Source organism: Allobosea sp. LjRoot237, from assembly GCF_964253285.1.
Lineage (GTDB): Bacteria > Pseudomonadota > Alphaproteobacteria > Rhizobiales > Beijerinckiaceae > Allobosea.
The window spans coordinates 4,335,106-4,359,149 of sequence record NZ_CAXUQP020000001.1 but is presented as its reverse complement, the minus strand read 5'-3'; the positions used below and the strand labels follow the sequence as shown (position 1 = coordinate 4,359,149).

At 65.5% G+C, this 24,044-nt stretch carries 25 protein-coding genes; 10 read left to right on the top strand and 15 right to left on the bottom strand.

All coding sequences use genetic code 11. The features are described from left to right. Position 1 precedes the first annotated feature (1 nt). Positions 2–1,093 (bottom strand): microcin C ABC transporter permease YejB, encoded by a 1,092-nt coding sequence (locus ACSQ24_RS21110; protein WP_436096575.1) that lies wholly within the window; start codon positions 1,091–1,093, stop codon positions 2–4. A 6-nt stretch (positions 1,094–1,099) separates the two neighbouring features. Next, positions 1,100–2,968 (bottom strand): extracellular solute-binding protein, encoded by a 1,869-nt coding sequence (locus ACSQ24_RS21105; RefSeq protein ID WP_436096574.1) that lies wholly within the window; start codon positions 2,966–2,968, stop codon positions 1,100–1,102. 163 nt (positions 2,969–3,131) lie between these two features. Between ACSQ24_RS21105 and ACSQ24_RS21100 the strand changes: the two genes are divergently transcribed. Next, positions 3,132–3,356, top strand: a complete 225-nt coding sequence (locus ACSQ24_RS21100) for a toxin-antitoxin system YwqK family antitoxin (RefSeq protein WP_436096573.1) — start codon at positions 3,132–3,134, stop codon at positions 3,354–3,356. A 37-nt stretch (positions 3,357–3,393) separates the two neighbouring features. On the opposite strand, the gene ACSQ24_RS21095 is transcribed toward ACSQ24_RS21100, so the two are convergent. Then, on the bottom strand, positions 3,394–3,936 hold the full coding sequence (locus tag ACSQ24_RS21095; protein ID WP_436096572.1) for a c-type cytochrome: 543 nt from the start codon (positions 3,934–3,936) through the stop codon (positions 3,394–3,396). Between the two features lie 172 nt (positions 3,937–4,108). Between ACSQ24_RS21095 and ACSQ24_RS21090 the strand changes: the two genes are divergently transcribed. Beyond that, positions 4,109–4,852: a 3-deoxy-manno-octulosonate cytidylyltransferase gene (locus ACSQ24_RS21090; RefSeq protein ID WP_436096571.1), complete on the top strand. Its 744-nt coding sequence runs from the start codon at positions 4,109–4,111 to the stop codon at positions 4,850–4,852. Positions 4,853–4,860: 8 nt separating this feature from the next. Further along, entirely contained in the window at positions 4,861–5,715 is an 855-nt protein-coding gene (locus tag ACSQ24_RS21085; protein ID WP_436096570.1) for a prephenate dehydratase, read from the top strand. Positions 5,716–5,869: 154 nt separating this feature from the next. On the opposite strand, the gene nudC is transcribed toward ACSQ24_RS21085, so the two are convergent. From nudC to ACSQ24_RS21045, 8 genes are all read right to left on the bottom strand, one after another. Beyond that, positions 5,870–6,826 (bottom strand): NAD(+) diphosphatase, encoded by a 957-nt coding sequence (nudC, locus tag ACSQ24_RS21080; RefSeq protein ID WP_436096569.1) that lies wholly within the window; start codon positions 6,824–6,826, stop codon positions 5,870–5,872. 93 nt (positions 6,827–6,919) lie between these two features. Beyond that, positions 6,920–7,807 (bottom strand): 3-hydroxyisobutyrate dehydrogenase, encoded by an 888-nt coding sequence (gene mmsB / locus ACSQ24_RS21075; RefSeq protein ID WP_436096568.1) that lies wholly within the window; start codon positions 7,805–7,807, stop codon positions 6,920–6,922. 25 nt (positions 7,808–7,832) lie between these two features. After that, entirely contained in the window at positions 7,833–8,105 is a 273-nt protein-coding gene (locus tag ACSQ24_RS21070) for a hypothetical protein (protein WP_436096567.1), read from the bottom strand. 4 nt (positions 8,106–8,109) lie between these two features. Continuing rightward, positions 8,110–9,264 carry an isobutyryl-CoA dehydrogenase gene (locus tag ACSQ24_RS21065; RefSeq protein WP_436096566.1) on the bottom strand — a complete coding sequence of 385 codons (1,155 nt, stop codon included), beginning with the start codon at positions 9,262–9,264 and terminating at the stop codon, positions 8,110–8,112. Further along, positions 9,261–9,470 (bottom strand): hypothetical protein, encoded by a 210-nt coding sequence (locus ACSQ24_RS21060; RefSeq protein WP_436096565.1) that lies wholly within the window; start codon positions 9,468–9,470, stop codon positions 9,261–9,263. The genes ACSQ24_RS21065 and ACSQ24_RS21060 overlap by 4 nt, the downstream gene beginning before the upstream one ends. 24 nt (positions 9,471–9,494) lie before the next feature. Next, the gene (locus ACSQ24_RS21055; RefSeq protein WP_436096564.1) at positions 9,495–9,902 is read right to left on the bottom strand and encodes a type II toxin-antitoxin system VapC family toxin; all 408 of its coding nucleotides are present in this window, start codon (positions 9,900–9,902) and stop codon (positions 9,495–9,497) included. Then, positions 9,903–10,298: a DUF7662 domain-containing protein gene (locus tag ACSQ24_RS21050; RefSeq protein WP_436096563.1), complete on the bottom strand. Its 396-nt coding sequence runs from the start codon at positions 10,296–10,298 to the stop codon at positions 9,903–9,905. Positions 10,299–10,357: 59 nt separating this feature from the next. Then, the gene (locus ACSQ24_RS21045) at positions 10,358–11,854 is read right to left on the bottom strand and encodes a CoA-acylating methylmalonate-semialdehyde dehydrogenase (RefSeq protein WP_436096562.1); all 1,497 of its coding nucleotides are present in this window, start codon (positions 11,852–11,854) and stop codon (positions 10,358–10,360) included. Positions 11,855–11,975: 121 nt separating this feature from the next. On the opposite strand from ACSQ24_RS21045, the gene ACSQ24_RS21040 reads away from it, so the two are divergent. Next, complete coding sequence (locus tag ACSQ24_RS21040) at positions 11,976–12,914, top strand: LysR family transcriptional regulator (RefSeq protein ID WP_436096561.1); 939 nt, start codon at positions 11,976–11,978, stop codon at positions 12,912–12,914. Between the two features lie 10 nt (positions 12,915–12,924). Here the strand turns inward: ACSQ24_RS21040 and ACSQ24_RS21035 are convergent, their stop codons facing one another. The 3 genes from ACSQ24_RS21035 to ACSQ24_RS21025 all read right to left on the bottom strand — a co-directional run bounded on the left by ACSQ24_RS21035 (position 12,925) and on the right by ACSQ24_RS21025 (position 17,336). Beyond that, positions 12,925–14,229, bottom strand: coding sequence for a diguanylate cyclase (locus tag ACSQ24_RS21035; RefSeq protein ID WP_436096560.1), 1,305 nt, complete (start codon positions 14,227–14,229; stop codon positions 12,925–12,927). Positions 14,230–14,407: 178 nt separating this feature from the next. Then, the gene (locus tag ACSQ24_RS21030) at positions 14,408–16,102 is read right to left on the bottom strand and encodes an ABC transporter permease (protein ID WP_436096559.1); all 1,695 of its coding nucleotides are present in this window, start codon (positions 16,100–16,102) and stop codon (positions 14,408–14,410) included. A 247-nt stretch (positions 16,103–16,349) separates the two neighbouring features. Further along, on the bottom strand, positions 16,350–17,336 hold the full coding sequence (locus ACSQ24_RS21025) for an ABC transporter substrate-binding protein (protein WP_436096558.1): 987 nt from the start codon (positions 17,334–17,336) through the stop codon (positions 16,350–16,352). A 311-nt stretch (positions 17,337–17,647) separates the two neighbouring features. Between ACSQ24_RS21025 and ACSQ24_RS21020 the strand changes: the two genes are divergently transcribed. The 5 genes from ACSQ24_RS21020 to ACSQ24_RS21000 all read left to right on the top strand — a co-directional run bounded on the left by ACSQ24_RS21020 (position 17,648) and on the right by ACSQ24_RS21000 (position 22,675). Further along, positions 17,648–19,021, top strand: coding sequence for an ABC transporter substrate-binding protein (locus tag ACSQ24_RS21020; RefSeq protein WP_436097939.1), 1,374 nt, complete (start codon positions 17,648–17,650; stop codon positions 19,019–19,021). Between the two features lie 105 nt (positions 19,022–19,126). Continuing rightward, positions 19,127–20,014 (top strand): carbohydrate ABC transporter permease, encoded by an 888-nt coding sequence (locus ACSQ24_RS21015; protein WP_436096557.1) that lies wholly within the window; start codon positions 19,127–19,129, stop codon positions 20,012–20,014. Further along, on the top strand, positions 20,014–20,850 hold the full coding sequence (locus tag ACSQ24_RS21010; RefSeq protein ID WP_436096556.1) for a carbohydrate ABC transporter permease: 837 nt from the start codon (positions 20,014–20,016) through the stop codon (positions 20,848–20,850). Before ACSQ24_RS21015 ends, ACSQ24_RS21010 begins: the two co-directional genes overlap by 1 nt. A gap of 128 nt (positions 20,851–20,978) precedes the next feature. Continuing rightward, positions 20,979–21,962: a transaldolase gene (gene tal / locus ACSQ24_RS21005; RefSeq protein WP_436096555.1), complete on the top strand. Its 984-nt coding sequence runs from the start codon at positions 20,979–20,981 to the stop codon at positions 21,960–21,962. Then, complete coding sequence (locus tag ACSQ24_RS21000; protein WP_436096554.1) at positions 21,959–22,675, top strand: SDR family NAD(P)-dependent oxidoreductase; 717 nt, start codon at positions 21,959–21,961, stop codon at positions 22,673–22,675. Before tal ends, ACSQ24_RS21000 begins: the two co-directional genes overlap by 4 nt. Here the strand turns inward: ACSQ24_RS21000 and ACSQ24_RS20995 are convergent. Further along, positions 22,669–23,154, bottom strand: a complete 486-nt coding sequence (locus ACSQ24_RS20995) for a hypothetical protein (RefSeq protein WP_436096553.1) — start codon at positions 23,152–23,154, stop codon at positions 22,669–22,671. The two genes, ACSQ24_RS21000 and ACSQ24_RS20995, sit on opposite strands and share 7 nt — an antisense overlap. A gap of 291 nt (positions 23,155–23,445) precedes the next feature. Between ACSQ24_RS20995 and ACSQ24_RS20990 the strand changes: the two genes are divergently transcribed. Beyond that, positions 23,446–24,012 carry a YceI family protein gene (locus ACSQ24_RS20990; RefSeq protein WP_436096552.1) on the top strand — a complete coding sequence of 189 codons (567 nt, stop codon included), beginning with the start codon at positions 23,446–23,448 and terminating at the stop codon, positions 24,010–24,012. Positions 24,013–24,044: the final 32 nt, after the last annotated feature.

The following is a 24,044-nucleotide window of genomic DNA, read 5'->3' as shown; positions in this document are numbered from 1 at the left end:
CTCAGGCCTCCCGCGATTCGAAGTCGATGCGCGGGTCGACCCAGGCATAGGTCAGGTCGGTGATCAGGTGCACGACGAGGCCGATCAGCGAGAAGATGAAGAGGTTGGCGAAGACGACGGGATAGTCGCGATTGACGATCGCCTCGAAGGAAAGCAGCCCGAGCCCGTCGAGCGAGAAGATCGTCTCGATCAGGAGCGAGCCGGCGAAGAGTGCATGCACGAAGGCGCCCGGGAAGCCGGCGATGACGATCAGCATGGCGTTGCGGAAGACATGGCCGTAGAGCACGCCGCGCTCGGACAGGCCCTTCATCCGCGCGGTCAGCACGTATTGCTTCCTGATCTCGTCGAGGAAGGAGTTCTTGGTGAGCAGCGTCGAGGTCGCGAAGGCGCCGAGCGCCATCGCCAGCACCGGCAGGGCGATATGCCAGAAATAGTCGCCGATCTTGCCGAGCAGGCTGAGTTGCGCCCAGTTCTCCGAGGTCAGGCCGCGAAGCGGGAAAATCTGCCAGAACGAGCCGCCGGCGAAAAGCACGATCAGCAGGATCGCGAACAGGAAGCCGGGGATGGCGTAGCCGACGATGACGACCGCGCTGGTCCAGGTGTCGAAGCGCGAGCCGTCCTTGACCGCCTTGCGGATGCCGAGCGGGATCGAGATCGCATAGGAGAGCAGGGTCATCCAGAGGCCGAGCGTGATCGAGACCGGCAGCTTCTCCTTGATCAATTGCAGCACCGGCGCATCGCGGAAATAGCTGCGGCCGAAATCGAAGGTCGCATAGTCCTTCAGCATCTTGAGGAAGCGCTCATGTGCCGGCTTGTCGAAGCCGAACTGCTTCTCCAGCTCCTTAATGAAGGCAGGGTCGAGCCCCTGCGCGCCGCGATAGGCCGAGCCGGAATCCATCGCCTGCGCGCCGGCATCGCCGCCCGCGCCGCCGCCGACGCGTTCGGCCGCGCCGCTGTTGGGGTTCTGCAATTGCGAGATCACGCGTTCGACCGGCCCGCCCGGCGCGAACTGCACGATGATGAAGGAGATCAGCAGGATGCCGAACAGGGTCGGCACCATCAGCGCCAGACGCCGGGCGATGTAACTCAGCATGCCCGCTTATGCCTTCCCGATTCGCTTGGCCTTTTCGGGATCGTACCACCATGTCCCTGGCGCGCCGGAGCCGTATTTCGGCTTGGTCTGCGGGCGCTCGTACATGTCCCAATAGGCCAGCCACTCGCTGGCGTTCCACCACATCGGGATCCAGTAGCGCCCGGCGCGCAGCAGCCGGTCGAGGCATTTGGCTGCCACGACCACCTCGGCATAGCTGTCGGCCTGGCCGACCGCCTCGATCATCGCATCAATCGCCGGACTGGCGATGCCGCCGACATTGCGCGAGCCGCGCGTCTTGGCGGCTTCCGAGCCGTAGAGGATGCGCATGCTGTCGCTGGGGATCGCGCTGCCGGTCATCGCCCGGCTGATCATGTCGAAGTCGAACTCGTCGATCCGGCGCTGGTATTGCGCGCCGTCGACGATGCGCGAGGTCGCGTTGATGCCGAGCCGCTTGAGATTGGCCTGGAAGGGCTGGGTGTGCGGCTGCAGTGACGGTGTCGAATCCAGGAACTCGATCTCGAAAGGCTGGCCGTTCGGCAGCTTCATGACATTGCCGTCGCGCTTGCAGCCGGCGGCGCGCAGCATCTCGTCGGCACGGCGGAGCAAGGCGCGGTCGCTGCCGGAGCCGTCGCTGACCGGCGGCAGATAGGGCTCGCCGAAGACCTCGTCGGGCACCTTGCCGCGGAAGGGCTCGAGCAGCTTCAATTCCTCCGGCGAGGGCTTGCCCTCCGCCTTCGAATCCGAGTTCTCGAAATAGGAGGTCGCCCGCGAGAAGGACGAGAACATGATGTTCTTGTTGGTCCACTCGAAATCGAAGGCGAGACCGAGCGCCTCGCGAATGCGCGGATCGGCGAATTTCTCGCGACGCAGGTTGTAGATCCAGCCCTGCGAGCCGATCGGCTCGGTCTTCGGCAGGGCTTCCTTCTTGACCTTGCCCTCGTTGATCGCGGGGAAGTCGTAGCCGGTCGCCCAGATCCGCGAGGTGAACTCCTCCTGGAAGGTGATCACGCCGCTCTTGAAAGCTTCGAACGCCACCTGCCGGTCGCGGAAATACTCCCAGCGCACGCGGTCGAAATTATTCTGGCCGATATTCACCGGCAGATCCTTAGCCCAGTAGTCCGGCACCCGGTCGAACTCGATGAAGCGGCCCTGCTCGAAGCGGCCGACCTTGTAGCCGCTCGAGCCGAGCGGCGGCTCCAGCGTCGAGGCTTCGAAATTGCGCGTTGACCAGTACTTTTCGGAGAACACCGGCATGCCGGCGACGACGAGATGCAGGTCGCGGCTGCGCTTGGGCGAGAGTTTGACGACGATGATGTCGTCGCTTTCCGCAACGGCCGAGGTCATCTCGGCGAGGGTCAGCCGGTAGGTCGGGTGACCCTTGCTCTTGAGCAGGTTGAGCGAGAAGGCGACATCGCCCGCAGTGACGCGCGAGCCGTCGTGGAACTTCGCTTCCGGCCGCATGCGGAAGCGATAGGTCAATTTGTCGGCCGAGACCGCGACGCTTTTCGCCAGAAGGCCGTAGAGCGAGCCGGGCTCATCGGCCGAGCCCGCCATCAGGCTGTCGAAGCAGGCCTCCATGCCGGCTGCGCCATCGCCCTGCAGCACGAAGGTGTTCAGCGTGTTGAAGGTGTCGAAGCTCTGATTGCCGCCGCCGCGCTTGATCTGGATGGTGATGTAACCGCCCTTTGGCGCCTTCGGATTGACATAGGCGAAATGCGGAAAGTCCGGCGGCAGCGCCAGCTCGCCGAAGGTCGAGAGGCCATGGACCTCGTTCTCCTGCGCCAACGCCGCCGTGAGCGAGGCCGGCAGCGTGGCCGCGCCTGCGAGCGCGCCACCGGCTTCGAGCAGCCTGCGGCGGGTGATCCGGATCGCCATGCATAACCCCTTGCGATTCGTTGTCCGATTATGTCGTCGTGCCCGGCTAAAGCCAGAGCGATGCGCATGTCCTGTCATGTGACGGCAATTGCATGGCGACCACAAGGCGAAGGCGGGCGCGACCGATTGCGCGCCAGGCTCGACAGTCAGGATGGAGGAAGGCGTGGCTGGAAGCTCGGAGGACTATCGCCACTATCACAAGGACGGCAGCCTATGGGCCACCGGTCAGCTGCGCGACGGTCAGCCGCACGGCTACTGGGAATGGTTTCGCAAGGATGGCACGAAGCTGCGCTCGGGCCATTTCGAGGCGGGCGCCCAGATCGGCGAATGGACGACCTATGACAAGGCCGGCCACGTCTACAAGGTCACGCGCATGAAGCGAGCGTGACCCGACAATATGACCATGCCGCGATGCCGCGAAACGCCTATTTCGGCAGCGGCTTCGGCGAGTCAGCCAGCGTATTCAGATAGGCGATGACGTCGGCGCGCTGGTCGGGCCTGCTCAGGCCGGCAAAGGCCATGGCGGTGCCCGGAACGTAAGCCTTCGGGTTCTTCAGGAAATGGTCGAGCGCATCGGCGTCCCAGCTCTTGTCGCCCCGGCCCTTCATCGCGGCCGAGTAACCGAACCCTGCGACCGAGCCCTCATTGCGGCCATAGACGTCGTAGAGATGCGGACCGACCTTGTTGGCGCCGCCCTTCTCGAAGGTGTGGCAGGCCTTGCAGGCGCCGACGGCCTTCTCACCCTTGGCCGGGTCGGCCTTGGCGAGGCGCACCGCAATCGGCTCTTCGGCTGCAGCCGCCGGAGCGCCGGCGCCGCCAGCGGCGGCCGGCTCGGGGCTCGGCAGGTCGTAGCCCGGCACGGCAGGCTTCTTGGGGGCGAAGACGATGCCGGCGCCCATGTTCAGGGCCATCACGACGAGCAGCGTCGAGAGACCTGCGCCAGCGATCTTGTTCAGTTCGATATTCATCGTCTCTTACAACCCCCGGCCCGCCCGTCGGCGAAGCAAGACAGCGCTGCGGCCGGGCCCTCGCGGAACCGGCACGTCAGCGCTGCTTAACCGCTTTGCGCGCTGCATTGCAACTCGTATAAGCACGCTCCGCTTTGAGACCTTTTGCCGCCCTGCGAGCTTTCCCCAGCCAATGCCCAACCCGCTGATCCTGATCCCCGCCCGCATGCAGGCGACGCGCCTGCCGGGCAAGCCTCTGGCCGACATCCTCGGCGAGCCGATGATCGTTCGCGTCTGGCGCCGGGCCATGGAATCGGGCGTCGGCGAGGTCGTGGTCGCGACCGATGACGACCGCATCCTCGCGGCGATCGAACAGGCCGGCGGGCGGGCGGTGATGACCAGCCCCAAGCATCAGACCGGCTCCGACCGGATCAAGGAAGCCGCCGACATCATCGATCCGAAGGGCGAGCACGACATCATCGTCAACGTCCAGGGCGACTTCCCGACGCTGGCGCCGGCCGCGATCGCCGCGGCGGTGGAGCCGCTGGCCGACCCGGCCGTCGATATCGCGACGCTGGCCGGCGTGATCACCGATGAAGAGGAAAAGACCGCGCCGAGCGTGGTCAAGCTGATCGGCAGCGAGATTTCCCCCGGCCGGATGCGGGCGCTCTATTTCACCCGGGCAACGGCGCCTTACGGCGATGGCCCGCTCTATCATCATGTCGGCCTCTACGCCTATCGCCGCCGCGCGCTCGATCGCTTCGTCTCGCTGCCGCAGTCGCCGCTTGAGCTGCGGGAGAAGCTCGAGCAATTGCGCGCGCTCGAGGACGGCATGCGCATCGACGCCATGATCATCGATCACGTCCCGCGAGGCGTCGACACTCCTCCCGACCTGGACCGCGCCCGCGCGTTCCTGACACCCCGCGCCGGAGCCTGAAGACCCCAATGTCAGTCGTCGTTTCCTATCAGGGCGAGCCCGGAGCCTTCTCCTCGCAGGCCGCCCTGCAGGTCTTCCCCGATTGCGAGCTGCTGCCCTGCCGCACCTTCGAGGATGCGCTCGCCGCGGTCTCGGATGGCGCCGCCCGCTACGGTATGATCCCGATCGACAACTCGATCGCCGGCCGCGTCGCCGACATCCATCATCTGCTGCCGCGCTCCGGCCTGCACATCATCGGCGAGCATTTCCTGCCGATCCGCTTCCATCTGATGGCGGTCGAGGGCGCGACGCTGGCGACGCTGCAGACCGTGCAGAGCCATATCCACGCGCTCGGCCAGTGCCGCAAGATCATCCGCAAACTCGGCCTCAAGGCCGAGGTCGCGGCCGATACCGCTGGCTCCGCGCGGCAGGTGGCCGAGGCGGGCGATCCGACGCGCGCTGCGATCGCGCCGCACATCGCCGCCGAAGTCTACGGCCTCAACATCCTGATGGAGGATATCGAGGACGAGAAGCACAACACCACGCGCTTCGTCGTGCTCTCGAAATATCCCGAATTCGCCCGCCAGGGCGCCGGCAAGACGGTGACGACGCTGATCTTCCAGGTCCGCAACCTGCCGGCGGCGCTCTACAAGGCGCTCGGCGGCTTTGCCACCAACGGCGTCAACATGACCAAGCTCGAAAGCTACATGGTCGACGGCCATTTCTCGGCGACGATGTTCTACAGCGATGTCGAGGGCCATCCCGACGATCCGGCGCTGCGTCGCGCGCTCGACGAACTCGCCTTCTTCTCCAAGGAGATGAAAATCCTCGGCGTCTACCCCGCCCACGCCTTCCGCGACAGCTTCCCCGAGCCGGGGGAGTAAGGCGTTTCCTTCTCCCCTCGGGGGAGAAGGTGCCGGCAGGCGGATGAGGGCGGCGCGACTGGGTGAGACGAGGGAAGGTGGCGCCTGCCCTTCCCTCATCCGTCTCGGCTTCGCCGAGCCACCTTCTCCCCCGAGGGGAGAAAGGTAACAGCGCTTACGGTTCCTCGCCGTCGACCGCCCACGCTTTCAGGATCGTGTTGGCGATCGCCATATGCGGCGGGCAGAACAGCTCGTCAGGATGCTTGCCCTCCAGCATCTGCAGCGCCTCGGCGCGGCTGAACCAGCGGCCGGCCTCCAGCTCGGTGCCGTCGAGCACGATGTCGTCGTTCAGCGCCTCGGCGATGCAGCCGATCATCAGCGATCCCGGGAAGGGCCAGGGCTGTGAGGCGATGTAACGCACCGTGCCGGTGCGCAGGCCAGCTTCCTCCCAGGTCTCGCGGCGGACCGCGTCCTCGAAGGTCTCGCCCGGCTCGACGAAGCCGGCGATGCAGGAATACATCCCCGGCGCGAAGCGGGCCTGGCGGGCCAGCAAGCACTTGTCGCCGCGCACCGCCAGCATGATCACGACCGGGTCGGTGCGCGGGAAATGCTGCGCGCCGCAGGCCTCGCATTGCCGCTTCCAGCCGGTCGAGCCGAGCTTCGTCGGCGCGCCGCACTGGGCGCAGCAGCGATGGCGCGCATGCCAGTCGAGCAGGGCCTTGGCCTCGCCGAGCGGGCCGAGCTCCTCCTTCGGCACCAGCCGCTTCAGCGCGACGCTGCGCAGGTCGGTGGTGACGAGCACCGCCTGTTCGCGCAGGCCTTCCAGCAGCTCGCGGTCGATCAGCCGACCAAAGCGCGGCGCTCCATCCGGATCGAGCCCGAGGAAGACCTCTTCCAGCGCTGGGCCGAGCCCGTCGGCGCCGCTCTCGTCGAACCAGACGGTCTGGGTCTCGGCGCCGCTGCGCAACAGGATCGGCGTCTCGCCGGCGACGACGGTGAAGCGCGCATCGCTGCGCGCTCGCAATTCGGCGACCTCGTCCGGCCGGTCGCGCAGATCGGCGCGTCGGTCGAGCGGGCTGGTGGCGAAGCCGGTCTGGGCTGAGCGTTCTTTGCGGCGGGAGGCATCGTTCATGCCTCCCGTCCTACTCCGCTTTCGTTCCGATCGGAACGGGGTCGAAAGCAGAATTATACGTATACGAATGTTCGCCGGCTGCTTCGCCGCCGCTCAGGTGTTTCCGCGCCCGCGCAGCAGATGGATGATGCCGGAGAAGTCGGTGCCGCCTTCGCCCCAGGCATTGTGCAGGCCGTAGACCTGCGCCGCCGCGGCGCCGAGTGGGGTCGAGGCGCCGGCTGCCTGCGCCGCCTCCTGGGCGAGCTTCAGGTCCTTCAGCATCAGCGCCGAGGCGAAGCCGGGCTTGTAGTCGTTGTTGGCCGGCGAGGTCGGCACCGGGCCCGGCACCGGGCAATAGGTCGTCAGCGACCAGCACTGGCCCGAGGAGGTCGAGGCGACGTCGAACAACGCCTGATGCGACAGGCCGAGCTTCTCGGCCAGCACGAAGGCCTCGGAGACGCCGATCATCGAAATGCCCAGGATCATGTTGTTGCAGATCTTGGCCGCCTGGCCGTTGCCGGCGTCGCCGCAATGCACGACCTTCTTGCCCATCGCCGACAGGATCGGCTCGCCGCGCTTGAAGGCGTCCGCGCTGCCGCCGACCATGAAGGTCAGCGTCGCGCCCTGGGCACCGCCGACGCCGCCGGAGACCGGCGCATCGAGCGAGAGGCAGCCGCGCTCGGCCGCGAGCGCATGCGCCTTGCGGGCGCTTTCGACGTCGATGGTGGAGGAATCGATCAGCAGCGTGCCGGGCTTCACCGCGGGCAGGATGTCGGCCCAGACCCCGAGTACATGCTTGCCGGCCGGCAGCATGGTGACGACGATCTCGGCCTCGGCGACGGCTTCCTTGGCCGAGCCGGCGATGCCGACGCCAAGTGCCGCGGCCGCATCCTTCGAGGCCTGCGAGAGGTCGAAGGCAAAGACCTTGTGCCCGGCCTTGACCAGGTTGCCGGCCATCGGCCCGCCCATATTGCCGAGCCCGATGAAGGCGATGGTGCTCATGGTCAGAAACTCCCTGAAATTATTATCATTCATCGCCGCGCAGGCGTTTTTCGCTCTCTAGCGGTGTTAGTTGGAATTGAGTCGATCTTGGCGTCGGAATTGATGGCGGTGAGCGCAGTCGGTGCCACCAGACGAAGCCGATAAGAGCCGCTGCCCCTAAGCTCAAAGATAAGAGCAAGGGGACCAGTATCCACTCCTGCTGGACGCCAGAGATTCTGGCTGCTGCATAAAGCGCTCCGGAAACGAACGAGCCGATCGCCAACTGTCTGTTCCAGCGCTCGGTCGTCATTTTCGGCATGGGCTCAATTCCCCTTGGCTCGCCCGACCAGCGAGCGCGCCACGATCATCCGCATCACCTCGTTGGTGCCCTCGAGGATCTGGTGGACCCTGAGGTCACGGACGATCTTCTCGATGCCGTAATCGGCGAGATAGCCGTAGCCGCCATGGATCTGCAGCGCCTGGTTGGCGACCTCGAAGCCGGTGTCGGTGGCGACCCGCTTGGCCATGGCGCAGAGCTTGGTCGCGTCGGGCGTCTTCGCATCGAGCGCCGCAGCGGCGCGCCAGAGGAAGGTGCGGGCGGCTTCCAGCTCCGTCGCCATGTCGGCGAGCTTGAACTGCAGGGCCTGGAAATCGGCGATGCGGGAACCGAAGGCCTTGCGCTCCTGGGCATAGCCGAGCGCCTTGTCGAGCGCGCCCTGCGCTCCGCCGATCGAGCAGGCGCCGATATTGAGCCGGCCGCCATCGAGCCCGGCCATGGCGATCTTGAAGCCGATGCCTTCCGGTCCGATCCGGTTGGCGACAGGCACGCGGCAGTTCTCGAAGATCACCGCCCGCGTCGGCTGGGCGTTCCAGCCCATCTTCTTCTCGTTGGCGCCGAAGGAGAGGCCGGGCGTGCCCTTCTCGACGACGATGGTCGAGATGCCGGACGGGCCGGCCTCGCCGGTGCGGACCATCACGACATAGACGTCGGCGACGCCGGCGCCCGAAATGAACTGCTTCTGGCCGTCGAGCACGTAGTGGTCGCCGTCGAGCACGGCCTTGGTCTTCAGTGCGGCGGCGTCGGAGCCGGCGCCCGGCTCGGTCAGGCAATAGCTCGCCAGATGCTCCATGGTGCAGAGCTTCGGCAGGAACTTCTGGCGCTGCTCGTCCGACCCGTAGCGGTCGATCATCCAGGCGCACATGTTGTGGATCGAGATATAGGCCGCGACCGTCGGGCAGCCGGTCGAGAGCGCCTCGAAGATCACCGCGGCGTCAAGGCGCGACAGGCCGGAGCCGCCGACATCGTCGCGGATGTAGATGCCGCCCATGCCGAGCGCGGCCGCCTGGCGCATCTCCTCGACCGGGAAATGCTTCTCCTCGTCCCAGCGAACGGCATGCGGCGCCAGGGTTTCGGCTGCGAAACCCTGGGCCATGTCGCGGATGGCGAGCTGGTCGTCGGTGAGGGAGAAGGGGTTCATGCGTCATCGTCCAGAACAATCACCGACGCATTCGCGAGCCGCTCGCGCGGAATGTCGGCCCCACGAGCGAGGATGTCCAAGACATAATCGCTGAAGGATCTTCCCATCAGTTCGGCGCGCCACCGAAAGCTCTCGATCAGCGCGTCGTCGATGTCGGGAATGAGGATGTCGTTCGGGCCGATCTCGATCTCACAGCGCTTTATCATCGCGTCAGCCCTCGATTTTCGAATTCAACAAGCCAAAGCTTGGACATGGCCTTGCTTGCCATAGGCGAGCAGTTTCTCATCGCGGGTGATAAGCGTGAAGCCTTCGGAGCGGGCGGTCGCGGCGATGATCCGATTGGCTGGATCGTTGGGAGGCGGCCCTGGCAAAAACGCCGATGCCATCAGGATGGCCGGAGGCATCGGCGCCAGGTTGACTCCTGGCAGGGACAAAAATGCTTCGAACCAAGCGTCAGGCGTCATGCTAAGGGCGATACGAGCTTTACTGACAAGCATTGCCACTTCCCAGGCTGAGATCGGCGAGACAAATACCCCATCACGCTTTGCCGCCTTGTCGATCTCCACTTTCGCGGGCTCAGCAATCGGGTCGCCGTTTGCAACCCAAAGCAGAGCGCACGTATCCAGCAGCAGCCCCACTTAGACGCGCTCCTCATTCGCCGACCAGATTTCGTCGAGGGGCAGCGTCACGTCGGCAATGATGCGAACTGTTCCTTTCAAGCCTCCGAACAGCGGCTTCGAGGCCCGCTGCCCCGCTGACGCAGAATCCTGGCCACGGTTGTCGTTATGTTTCCCAGTCCGACGAAAAACCAAGCTCTCATTGGCCATATCGACCTGCTCGGAACGCCACCCAGCATCCAGCCACGCCTTCGTCATCACGCTGTTGTCGCTGTTATTCGACCACCAAGCTCGATGGCTGCGGGCTGACGTGGGCAGCTTTGCTTCCAGGACCTTCTCGATTTCGTCGAAACTCAGTCGAACCTCTTGTTGCGGGAGGTTGGAGAGATAGCGGGCGAGTGCGCCATATTTAGACATATGCACCTCCATGCAGTACCTATTTGAAATAGGTACTGCATGTTGTCCCGTATGTCAAATCAACCCATCGTCGGGATGACGAAGCTCGCGCCGTCCTTGATGCCGGACGGCCAGCGCGCCGTCACCGTCTTGGTCTTGGTGTAGAAGCGGATCGAGTCCGGGCCGTGCTGGTTGAGATCGCCGAAGACCGAGCGCTTCCAGCCGCCGAAGGTGTAGTAGGCCAGCGGCACCGGGATCGGCACGTTGATGCCGACCATGCCGACCTGGACCTTGGAGGCGAAGTCGCGCGCGGCGTCGCCGTCGCGGGTGTAGATCGCGGTGCCGTTGCCGTATTCGTGGTCGTTGGTCAGCTTCAGCGCTTCGTCATAGCTCTCGGTGCGCAGCACGGAGAGGACAGGGCCGAAGATCTCCTCCTTGTAGATGCGCATGTCCTTGGTGACGTTGTCGAACAGGCAGCCGCCGACATAGAAGCCGTTCTCATAGCCTTGCATCTTGAAGTCGCGTCCGTCGACGACGAGCTTGGCGCCCTCGCCGATGCCGATATCGACATAGGACTTGATCTTCTCCATCGCCGCCTTGGTGACGACCGGGCCGTAATCGGCTGCGGTGTCGGTCGAGGGGCCGATCTTCAGGCTCTCGACGCGCGGGATCAGGCGCTTGACCAGCTCGTCGGCGGTCGCCTTGCCGACCGGGACCGCGACCGAGATCGCCATGCAGCGCTCGCCGGCCGAGCCGTAGCCGGCGCCGATCAGCGCATCGACCGCCTGGTCCATGTCCGCGTCGGGCATGATGATCATGTGGTTCTTGGCGCCGCCGAAGCACTGCACGCGCTTTCCGTTGGCGCAGCCGCGGGCGTAGATGTACTCGGCGATCGGGGTCGAGCCGACGAAGCCGACTGCCTTGATGTCGTGATCGTCGAGGATGGCGTCGACCGCCTCCTTGTCGCCGTTGACGACATTGAGGATGCCCGGAGGGCCGCCGGCCTCGATGAACAGCTCGGCGAGACGCATCGGCACGCCGGGATCGCGCTCGGACGGCTTCAGGATGAAGGCGTTGCCACAGGCGATGGCGGGGCCGAGCTTCCAGAGCGGGATCATCGCCGGGAAGTTGAACGGGGTGATGCCGGCGACGACGCCGAGCGGCTGGCGCAGCGAATAGATGTCGATGCCCGGGCCGGCGCCGTCGGTGAACTCGCCCTTCATCAGGTTGGGCACGCCGAGCGAGAACTCGACGACCTCGACGCCGCGCTGGATGTCGCCCTTGGCGTCGGGAATGGTCTTGCCGTGCTCGCGGGCGAGCAGTTCGGCGAGCTCGTCATTGTTCTGCGCGATCAGGTCGAGGAACTTCATCAGCACGCGGGCGCGGCGCTGCGGGTTGACGGTCGCCCATTTCGGCTGGGCTTCGAGCGCGTTCTCGACCGCTGCGCGCAGCTCCTGCTGTGAGGCGAGCGCGACCTTGCCGATCACCGAGCCGTCCATCGGCTGGTAGACATCGGCCGTGCGGCCCGAGGTGCCGGCGACGTGCTTGCCGCCGATGAAATGACCGATCTGACGCATGGCATCCTCCCCTAAAGTCGTGTGACGCTGATTGGAACTACCCCTATCATTATCGTTTGTGCACGGCTATAGGCGGATATCGGCTAACGTCGTGCAAAAACACAGATACGGGAGCAGCGCCATGGAACGGTTCGACTGGGACGACCTGCGTTTCTTCCTCGCCGTCGCCCGCTCCGGCCGGCTTACCGCCGCCGCGCGCAGGCTTGGGGCAGACCATGCCACCGTCTCGCGCCGCATCACCTCGCTGGAGGAATCGCTCAAGGCCAAGCTGTTCGAGCGGCGGCCGCAGGGTTACGCGCTGACCGGCCATGGCGAGCAGTTGCTGGCCAAGGCCGAGAGCATGGAGACCGAGGCGCTGGCGATCCAGAGCGAGATCGGCGGCGCCGACATGGCCCTATCCGGTACGGTCCGGATCGGCGCGCCGGACGGTTTCGGCTCGACCTTCCTGGCACCGCGCTTCGCCGGCTTGGGCAAGGCCTATCCGGGGCTCGAGCTTCAGCTCATCGCCATGCCGCGCTTGCTCTCGCTGTCGAAGCGCGAGGCCGATGTCGCGATCACGCTGGCTCCGCCCAAGGAGGGCAAGGTCGTCGCCCGCAAGCTCTGCGACTATCGCCTCGGGCTCTACGCCTCGCAGGATTATCTCGACGCGATGCCGAAGGTCACGGCGGCAGAGGATCTCTTCGCCCATCGCATCGTCGGCTATATCGACGACCTGATCTTCACGCCCGAGCTCGACTATCTCGACGAGGTCGCCAAGGGGCTGCGGGCGCAGATCCAGAGTTCGAGCGTGCTGGCGCAGATGAATGCCGTGGCGGCCGGCGCCGGCATCGGCGTGATCCACCATTTCATGGCAGTCGACGAGCCCAGGCTCGTCCCGGTTCTGCCGGAGAGCGTCTCGATCACGCGCTCCTTCTGGCTGCTCGTCCACGCCGATCTCAAGGACGTCGCCCGGGTTCGGGCGGTCGTCGATTTCATCGTGCGCGAGTCGAAGGCCAATCGCGCGCTGCTGATGGGTGAGCCGGCGGCTGCAGGCGGCCCGCGCCTGGCTGCGGCCGGTTGAAGCTCCGCGCTTAGGCTGCGGCGCGGACGCAGTTGCGCCCCTCGCGCTTGGCTACGTACAGCGCGCGGTCGGCGGCGACCAGGTGCTGGTCCAGGCTGCCTTGCCCGTCGATCTCGGCGATGCCGATCGAGACTGTCAGCGTGACCTGCTGATCGTCGACGAGCAGCGTCTCGTGCGAGATGTCGAGCCGGATGTGATCGCTCAGGCGCAGTGCCTCCTTGGCGTTCAGCCCCGGGAACAGGATGGCGAATTCCTCGCCGCCGATCCGGGCGAGCAGATGGCCGTTGCCCTCGACCGATTGGGCGAGATAGCGCGCCACCTTCGCCAGGGCCTGATCGCCGAAATCATGGCCATGGCTGTCATTCAGGCGCTTGAAGTCGTCGATGTCGAGGATGGCGATGGTGCTGGCGCGGCCTTTGGCCCGCGCCTCCTCGACCAGCCTGTCGGCGTTGGCGAAGAAGTGGCGGCGATTGAACAGGCCGGTCAGGGCGTCGCGCGAGGCAAGGCTTTGCAATTGCTCGATCTGCTCCAGCGTCTCGACATTGCTGGCGATCCGGCATTGCAGCTCTTCTGGAATGAAGGGCATCGAGATGAAGTCGTTGGCGCCCGCCTTGAGGAAGCCGACGGACACCATGCGGTCGCTGGAGGACGAGACGCCGATCACTCGCAGCCGATCGGAGGCGAACCGGCGCCGGATGCGGCGCGTCAGCTCATAGCCGTCCATGTCCGGCATGTAATAATCGCTCACAACCAGCCGGATGTCTGGATTGTCCTGGATCAGTGCCAGCGCTTCCTCGCCGGACTCGACCTCGACCACCTGGTATTGCTGCACCTTCAGCATATGGCTGAGGAGCTTGCGGGTCGCCGAGGTGTCATCGACCACGAGGATGCGGGTCTGCCGGTTGCTGAGCGCGCGCCGGGCGGTAGTGACCACGGTCTCGAGCGTGAAAGCGCTGTCCTTCGGGACATAGTCGATGACGTCGCGCTCCATGATCCGGTTGCGCGTCTCGATGTCGAAGCTGGCGGTATGGACGATCGTCGGGATGCGGCGCTGGACGGTGAAGTCGATGGCCTCGCCGCGTGGGGCGTCGGGCAGGTTCAGGTCGACCACCGCCAGGGTGAAAGAGGCGCGATCCTCGGTGACGACCTCGTGCAACTCGTTGAGCGACTGGCAGACGACGATGGGCAGGCGAAGCTCGGCTTCGAGGCGGCGCGACAGCGCTAGCGCGTAGGTCCGCGAATCCTCGACGAGGAGGATCTTGAGCTCCTCGGAAATGGGTTCGCTTTGACGGCGGCCGGTTGCGCGATAGGCCATTGAGCTCACAGGTCCCCGGTCGGCGCCGCGAGGTTGCACGGCAGGTTTCGAGCTCTGCTTCGCGATGGAAAGGCGAACTCCATGCGGCAGACCTTCCTGCCGTAACGTTAAATTGGGCTTAACTATGCCCGGCCGACTCGCCGCGATAAGGGACTCTTATCCGCGCTGACGCGGCCGCTCAGACCCGCCAGGGCAGGATGTTGTCCGGCAGCTTGCGGCCAAGCGCGTCGAGCCCGAGCATAACGGCAAGGATCACCACGCAGGCGCTGATCGCCACCGCTGCAGCTTCGCCGGCGAGGCCGGCCTCCTTCAGGCTGAACAGCACGACGCCGAGCGTCTCGGTGCCGGAGGACCAGAGCAGGGCCGAGACCGTGAGCTCGTTGAAGGCGACGAGGAAGACCATCAGGCCGCTGACCGCCGCAGCCGGCGCCAGGATCGGCGCGACGATGAAGCGCAGCATCTGCCAGAGCGTGACGCCGTCGAGCTTGGCGGCTTCCTCGTGATGCGCCTCGATCTGCGCCATCGCCGCCACCGGCGCCTTCAGGGCCAGCGGCAGGAAGCGGGCGATATAGGCGAACAGGATGATGAACGGAGTCGCGTAGATGCTGACCCCGATGAGCGGCAGCGGCTTCAGGAACATCAGAATGCAGGCGATGGCGAGGACGACGCCAGGCAGGGCATAGGGCAACTCGATCACCACCTCGACCACGCGCCGGAGCTTGCCCATGCGCCGCTCCAGCCCGTAGGCGAAGGCGATCGAAAGCAGCGCCAGTATCACCGCGGCCGAGCCGGCGAAGAGGAGGGAATTGCGGAAGGCGCGCACCGTCACGTCCTGCCGCAGCAAGACCTCGGCGAATTTGTCGAAGGTGAGGTTCTGCCAGGTGAGCGCGACGCCGAGCGCCGGCGTCAGCGCCTCGCCGATCAGCGCCAGCAGCGGCAGGCCGAGCTTGAGCGCGATCAGGAGCCAGAGCCCGGCGGCGACGACAGGCCAGGCGCCGCCGAGATGCCAGAAGGGCTGCAGCGGCCGCTCGATCTCGACCTTGCCGCCGGCGCGTCGCGTCGCGAGCAGGCCGGCGGTGATGCCCAGGCCGGCGACGAGCGCGACCAGGAGCGAGAGAGCCGCCGCATCGGGCAGCCCCGCCGGGCCGAAGCTCGAGAGCCGGCGATAGATCAGCGTCGGCAAGGTGAGATAGTTCACCGGCAGGCCGAGCAGCGCCGGGATACCGAAATTGCCGATGCCGGCGACGAAGGCGAGCAGAGCCGCGGCGATGATCTGTGGCCGCAGCACTGGCAGCAGGATGCGCCCGACGATGGTGTAGGGCGCTGCGCCTTCCATCTGCGCCGCCTCGACCAGCGCATGCGGCACACTGCGCAGACCGGTCCAGAGCGTGATCGCCACCAGCGGCGCATGATGCAGCGCCATCACCAGGATGATGCCGCCGCGCCCGAGCAGGGGATTGGGTGTGCCAGGCGCCGGCGAAAGCCCGAGAATGCCGAGCATGATCGAGTTCGGCGCGAACAGGCTGAGGAAGGCGAGCGCCGCCACCTGCGGCGCGATCATCATCGAGAAAACGAGGGCGAAGGCGAGCGGCCGCTTGCCGCGGACATCGGTGACCGCGAGCAGGATCGCCGCCGTCCCGCCGATCAAGAGCGCGCCGAGTGCCGAGAGCCCGGCCGTCTCGAAGGTGTGCAGGGTCGCGTTGACCGCGGCGCGGCTGCTGATCTCCGCCAGCGCGCCCTCGGGTGCGAATTGCCAGCCGGGCGCGAAGGCGGCGGCGAGCAGCCGCAGGAAGGGCAGGGCGCCGAACAGCGTCGCGCAGAGCAGCACCAGCGCCGGCAGGCCGAGCCCTGACGGCAGGGCGAGACCGGGCAAGCCCGGGCGCGACCCCGCTAAAGCGTTGGTCGATAAGGCGCTTCCCCTCCCCCTTGTGGGGAGGGGATAGGGGTGGGGGTCGCGCGGCTTGGTGAACAGCTGGAGAATGAGGCGCTGGACATGCGGGCGTGTACTGTCGGGGAGGCCGCGCGCGCTCCGCGTCGACCCCCACCCCCAACCCCTCCCCACAAGGGGGAGGGGAGTTCGCCCTGCGCCTCTCGTCACGTTCAATATCTCAGCCTGCGCCTCAGCCCTCGAAGATGGCGCTGAAGCGCTTGCGGGCGGCCGGCTCGTCGGCCAGCGCCTTGGCGGCGTCGAACGGCATCAGCTTGATCGCGCCGCGTGCCGGATAGCCGGCCGGCAAGGCAACGTCGGGATGGGCCGAGACATAGCCCTGCTTCAGGGCGAGTTCCTGGCCGTCCTTGGAGATCAGGAAGTCGACCAGGGCCTTGGCCGCCTCGGGGTTCTTGCTGCTCTTCAGGATCGCGACCGGCTCGCTCACAGCCGAGACGCCTTCCTTCGGGAAGACGAACTCGACCGGTGCGCCCTTGGCCTTCTCGCGGATCGGCATGAAGTCGACGATCATGCCGTAGAGCTTCTCGCCGGTCGCGACCTGGCGCAAGATGTCGCCATTGGCGCCGGCAGCGAGCGTGCCGTTCTTCTTCAGCTCTTCATAGAAGCTCCAGCCGCCTGGCAGGTTGCCGGTCAGCGTGATCGTGTGGATCATCGCAGCGCCCGAGTTCAGCGGGCTCGGCATGGCGAGCTGGTTCTTCACCTCGGGCTTGGCGAGGTCGAGCCAGCTCTCCGGCTTCAGTGCCGCCTTGGTGTTGTAGACGATGCCGGTGGTGATCAGCTTGGTCGCGAACCACATCTTCGCTGGGTCGTGCACGCCGGCCGGGAAGGCCGAGACGTCGGCCTTGTCATGGGCGAGCAGCCGGTCTTCCTTCTTCAGCCCTTCCATTGTGACGGCGTCGGCGATCAGCAGCACGTCGGCCTGCGGCGCGCCCGCCTCGATCTCGGCCCGGAGCTTGGCCATGACGCGCGGCGTGCCGTCGCGGACGAAGCTGACCTCGACCTTGGGGTACTTGGCCTTGAAGGCGTCGATCGTCTGCTGGGCGTCGGTATTGGGCTGGCTGGTGTAGAGCACGAGCTTGCCTTCGACCGCCATGGCGGCGTCGATCGCCGGCAGGGCCAGGCCAAGCGCGAGAACGGCGGTGGTTGCGAGGGCGCGCATGGAAAACTCCGCTTGGTCTGCCGCGCGGCGAGATCGCGCGAACGTCAGGACGTGGATCGTGTGGCGCGGGGTAAGCTGCGCTGATGACACATCCGTGACATTGTCCTCTTTGACGCGGCCGGGCTGCGCCGTCAAAGCCGATTCATCAGGCTCTGGCGGGGGAGGATGGGGAAGCCTCTTGTCGAGCGTCGCATGAAAATCGTGCAACCCAGCCGCTTGTTTGTTGCAGGGCTCTTCGACTAGTGTTTAGGAGGAGAAGGGCAAAAAAGCTCAATCTAAACGTTTTAAATGGGAGGTTTATCATGAAATTCGTGCGCTCTCTGGCTGCCGGCGCAGCCTTGGCCGCAATTACCGCCGGCTGGTCCGGGGCGGCGTTCGCCCAGGAGACGGTGACGGTCTGGTTCACCAAGGGCTTCTACAAGGGCGAGGACGATGCGCTGCTCGCCGTCGTCGACAAATTCCAGAAGGCGACCGGCGTCAAGGTCGACCTCTCCCTCTACTCCACTGAGGATTGCGTCACCAAGTCGGTCGGCGCGGTCCAGGCCGGCACGCCGCCGGACGTCGGCTTCTGCACCACCTATGATTTCCGCACCACCGGGCAATGGGCCTTCGAGGGCAAGCTCGAGGATGTGACCGACGTGCTGGAGCCGCTCAAGGGCGACATCCTGCCCGATTCGCTCGTCACCACCCTGCTGATGAACGACAAGACCAAGAAGAAGTCGTACTACGCCTTCCCGCTCCAGCAGCAGATGATGCACATCACCTACTGGAAGGACATGCTTGAAGAGGCCGGCTTCAAGGAGAGCGACATCCCGAAGAGCTGGAACGGCTATTGGGACTTCTGGTGCGACAAGGTCCAGGGCGGGCTGCGGGCCAAGGGCAAACGCATCTACGCCGTCGGCCATCCGATGGGCGTCGCGGCTTCCGATACCTTCTACAGCTTCCTGACCTTCGCCAATGCGCATGACGCCAAGGTCGTCGACGAGAACGGCAAGATCGTGCTCGACGACCCGAAGAACAAGGCGGCGATGGTCGCGGCCGTGAAGGACTACGCCAATATCTCCTCGCGCGGCTGCACGCCACCTTCCTCGGTCAACTGGCTCGACCCCGACAACAACGTCGCCTTCCACAACAAGACGATCACGATGACGCATAACGCGACCATCTCGATCGCCTCCAAGCATCTCGACGACATGAACAACGCGGCGCTCACCCAGGAGCAGCGCGACCAGGCCAAGAAGAACTATTTCGACAACATCCGCACCACTCAGTTCCCCGACAAGCCCGACGGCAAGCCGCTTCCGAATCTGGCGGCGGTGAAGACGGCGGTCGTCTTCGCCGACGGCAAGAACAAGAAGCGCGGCAAGGAATTCATGGCCTTCATGATGAAGGACGAGAATCTGCGCCCCTTCGTCGAGGGCTCGCTCGGGCGCTGGCTGCCAACCACCAAGTCCGGGCTCGCCAGCCCGTTCTGGACCGACGGCAAGGATCCGCACCGCGCGCTGGTCTACAAGCAGTTCAGCTCGGGCACGATCCCCTTCCAGTTCGTCTACAACTACAAGTTCACCACGGTGAATGCCGAGAACGTCTGGGCCAAGGCGATCAACCGCGTGCTGGTCGACAAAGCCACGCCGGAGCAGGCGGTCGACGAGATGATCGCCCGCATCAAGCAGCTCGCCGGCTGACACCGACCTAAGGCAAGCCGACAAGCACGGCATTCCGCAGCGCGACCTCGCCGCGGGATGCCGACCCGTCTTCTGCGGCGGGCGCGTATCGAGGAGAACAACAGAATGACCACGGCAGCGATGGCTCCCCCAGCAATTGCTTCAAGCGATGCAACCTCAGGGCAGGCGCGCGACCGCGTGTTCTGGGGCGTGCTCATGCTCGCCCCCTATCTCCTCGTCTTCGCCGTGATGGTGGTCTATCCGGTCGCCTACGGCCTTTGGCTTGGCCTCAACTGGCAGTCCTACAAGGCCCTCTTCGCCGACCCGATCTTCTTCCGGACGGTGATCAACACCGTCGTCTTCCTGTTCATCGCGGTGAACCTGAAATTCCTGATCGCGCTCTTCCTCTCGGGCTTCTTCGTCCAGCAGCGCGCCTGGGTGCGCTTCATGCTGGTGCTGTTCATCCTGCCCTGGGCGGTGCCGTCGATTCCGACCATCCTGTCCTTCCGGGTCATGCTCAACCCGGAGAACGGCATGATCAACCAGCAGCTCTTCCACTGGTTCGGTATCGTCGAAGGGCCGGGCTGGCTGACCGATCCGACACTCGCCTTCGCCTCTTCGATCCTCGTCCACATCTGGAAGTCGCTGCCGTTCTGGACGCTGATCCTCGTTACCGGCCGGCTCGCCATCGCGCAGGACCTCTATGAGGCCGCCAGCGTCGACGGCGCCAACAAATGGCAGCAGTTCCGCTTCATCACCTGGCCGTCGCTGGCGACGCTCTATGTCACCTCGACCCTGCTTTCGATGATCTGGACGCTCGGCGACTTCAACAGCGTCTACCTGCTCACCGGCGGCGGCCCGGGCGATCTCAACCATGTGCTGGCGACGCTCGGCATCCGCTATATGCGCAACAACAATCTCGACCTCGGCATCGCCTCGATCATCTGCGCGATGCCGCTGATCCTGCCCATGGTCTGGTTCATGGTGAAGCGTCTCTCGAAGGGAGCCGAATGATGAAGAAGGTTCTCGACGAGGGTAAACTGATCCTGATCGCGATTCCGGTGCTGATCTGGACGCTGCTGCCGATCTACCATCTCTTCGTGCTGTCGATCTCGACACAGGAATCGATGCTCGCCGGCAAGCTCTGGCCGGAGAAGCCGACGCTGCAGAATTTCCAGATCGTCTTCAACCAGCAGCATTATTATCTGACGAACTTCTGGCTGCAGCTGTTCAACAGCTTCCTGATCGCGATCACGACGGGGCTGCTCACGCTGTTCATCGCGACCTGCGCCGCCTTCGCCATCTCGCGGCTGAAGGCGCCGGGCGGGCGCTCTATCATGAACTTTGCGCTGGCGACCTACCTGATCCCGGCCGCCTTCCTCGCCATCCCCATGTACAAGGCGATGGGCACCTTCGGGCTGCTCAACACCCGCGTCGCGCTGATCCTCGCCATGGTGGCGCTGGCTTCGCCCTATGCGATCTGGGTGCTGAAGCAGGCCTCGGATAAGCTGCCCAAGGAACTCGACGAGGCCGCGATCATGGACGGCGCCAACTCGCTGCAGCTCTTCCGGCTGGTCTACCTGCCGCTGATGAAGCCCTCGATGGTGGTGATCGGCATCTACGCGCTGCTGCTTGCCTGGAACGAGTATCTCTACGCCTTCCTGCTGCTCTCCAGCGAGCGGGCGGTGCCGCTCGCGGTCGGCCTCGGCCTCTTCCTCTCGGCCGACGACGCGCCCTGGAACCTCCTGATGACGGCCGGCCTGATCTACGCCATCCCGCCGGCGGTGATCTATTACGGCTTCCGCAAGAACATGGTTTCGGGCCTGACTGCGGGCGCGGTGAAGAGCTGACGGAAGCCCTGATGAAGCGTTCCAGTCGATTCTGATGCAAGGCTGGATTGCTTCACTTTGGCTCGCAATGACAGCCTCCAGACCGCATATTGGCGTTGGACGCCGCAACAACCCGTATGGATGACGTGATGACCGCCTCCAAGCTCGACCAGCTCCGTGCCATGACCACCGTCGTCGCCGACACCGGCGACATCGAGGCCGTGCGCCGGCTGAAGCCCGTCGATTGCACCACCAACCCGACACTGCTCCTCAAGGCGGTGGAGACGCCGGCTTATGCCTCGCTCGTCGAGGAGGCGATCGCCTGGGGCAAGCGCCAGGGCGGCTCCGGCGCAGTCGAAGCGGTCTGCGACCGGCTCGCCGTCACCTTCGGGACCGAATTGACTAAGATCGTGCCCGGCCGCGTCTCGACCGAGGTCGATGCCGACCTCTCCTTCGACACCCAGGCCAGCATCGACAAGGCGCGTGCCATCATCGCCGCCTACGAGGAGCGCGGCGTCGGGCGTGAACGCATCCTGATCAAGCTCGCCTCGACCTGGGAGGGCCTGCAGGCCGCGCGTGTGCTTCAGCGGGAGGGTATCGACTGCAACCTGACCCTGCTCTTCGCGCTGCCGCAGGCGGTCGCGGCCGCTGATGCCGGGGCCTTCCTGATCTCGCCCTTCGTCGGCCGTATCCTCGACTGGCACGTCAAGGCTGGCGGCGGCCCCTACACGGCCGAGACCGATCCGGGCGTCGTCTCGGTGAAGGGTATCTACGCCTATTACAAGGCATTCGGGATCAAGACCGTGGTCATGGGCGCCTCCTTCCGTAACACCGGCGAAATCGAGGCGCTGGCCGGCTGCGACCGGCTGACCATTGGCCCCGGCCTGCTCGACGAACTCGCGGCGGCGACAGGTGACTTGCCGCGCAGATTGTCCCCGGCGTCCTCGCCGCAGGTCGCGTCGCCCGAGGGCGCAAAGAAGATCACGCTCGACGAGAAGGCCTTCCGCTTCGCCATGAATGAGGACCCGATGGCGACCGAGAAGCTCGCCGAGGGCATTCGCGGCTTCGTCAAGGATCTGCGCAGCCTGCGCAAGCTCGTCGCCGCCAAGCTCGACGAGGCCAAGGCGGCGTGAGCACGGCGGCCTCAGTGAAGGTCGCCGTCGTCACCGGCGGCGCCAAGGGCATCGGCCGCGCCGTCTGCGAGCGGTTGGGGCTGGATGGCTTCATCCCGGTGGTCTGGGACCTGGCGGAAGGTGAGGGCGGCCGCGCCTTCATCGCCTGCGATGTCACCGATGAGGCGCAGGTCGCAGCCGCGCTCGACCGGACCGAGCGGAAGCACGGGCCGGTCGCGGTCCTCGTCAACAACGCCGGGCTGACCGGACCCTCGACGACCATTGCGGAAACACCTTTAGCGCAATGGCAGAAAGTCCAGGCGGTCAACCTGACCGGCACCTTCCTCTGCTCGCGCGCTGTCGCGGCCGTGATGGTGCCGCGCGGCTATGGCCGCATCGTCAACATCGCCTCGCTCGCCGGCAAGGAGGGCACGCCGACGCTCTCGGCCTACAGCGCTGCCAAAGCCGGCGTGATCGCGTTGACCAAGGCCCATGGCAAGGAGCTGGCCGGCACGGGCGTGCTGGTCAATGCTGTGGCGCCGGCCGCGATCGAGACCGAATTGCTGCTGCAGATGAGCGCCGAGACGGTTGCCACGATGATCGGCAAGAGCCCGCTGAAGCGGCTCGGCACGGTCGACGAACTGGCTGAGTTGGTCGCCTGGCTCGCCAGCGAGAAATGCAGCTTCTCGACCGGCGCAGTCTTCGATCTCTCGGGTGGCCGGGCGACCTACTGAGTCTGCGCCGTGGCGTTGAGGTCAGCCTTCGTTGCCAGCACAGGAACGACTGGCGCAGTGATGGATGGGATGAAGTAAGCTCGTCCGCGCGCAGCGGCGGCTTCGAGCGTCTGCTGCTGGGCTTTCGGCAAACGCTTGGTGTCTTCGAGGGCGGTGAAGTCGCTGCTCGCGTGCTCCGAGGATTTCTGTCCATCGAACACGACGACGCCGTTCCGGGTGACGACGATGTCGCCCTTCCGCAGCGTCGGATCGCGCAGATACCAATAGGCGTCGCTGGCAGGGTCGAGCTTGACCGCCGACTCGGCCGGCTTGGTGCTGACGGGCCGCGGCTTGCTGGGCTTCGGCTTGATGGCCGGCCCCTCCAGGCTGCCGATCGCGGCCGGCGGCATCGGATTGCCGAAGATCGCCCGCGTCAGATCGTCCAGGAAGCCCGCAGCCTGTGCTTGCGGGGCCATGGCGAGGCCGATGCTGCCGGCCATGCCGATCGCCAGGATCATCCGTCGCGTCATTGCCGAACCTCCTGTTCCTGCATTGCCCGGCCTGCGTCGCGCTTGTTGGTGTCAGCGCCGCAATCGAGCAGATCAGGCGCCCGTTCCTCTCAAACGAGGCACGGGGCGGAAAGTTCGATCGGATCGATTGCGCAGTCATTGCACCGGGCTCTGTTCCGGCGGCTGCGGCCGATGCGTACACGATTGCGCGTGTGCTCTGGCGGGCGCTGCGGCATGGGCCTAGACATGGGCTCTCGTCCAAGCAGGTCCGGGCCGGCTGTCATGGCGATCCGTTCCTTCCTCGCGCTATTTCTGTCCGCCACTCTTGCGACGGCGGCTTCCGCAGAGCCATCTGGTTCGCTCCGGCAAGGTTCCGGCGAGGTCTCCTTCGTCGCGAAACGCTTCGGCGTACCGACGGCCTCGGGCATCTTCAACCATGTCGAGGGCGCCATGTCGCTCGACTTCGACCGTCCCGAGCGCAGTCGTGTCAGGGTTACGATCGAAACGGCCTCGCTCCACACCGGCACCGCCCTGGTCGATGGTTTCATCAAGGGCGAGAGCATGCTCGATGTCGGCCGCTACCCGACGGCGACCTTCGTCTCCGAGCAGGTCAGCCGGGTCGATGCGCGCAGCCTCGTGATCCGCGGCCGATTGATGATCCGCGCTATCACGCAGCCGGTGACTGTCAGCGCGGTCGCAGAGCGCGACCCGGCGGGACTGCGCCCCGGCGAGCGGCTGGCTTTCCGCGCGACGACCGCCTTCTCGCGCAATGCCTTCGACATCGGGCGTGACGTCAACATCGTGGACGATCAGGTCGATCTCGCGATCCGGGGCGAGATTCTGCGCTGAACAGCGCTCTCGTTTTGGGTGAGGACCCGGGG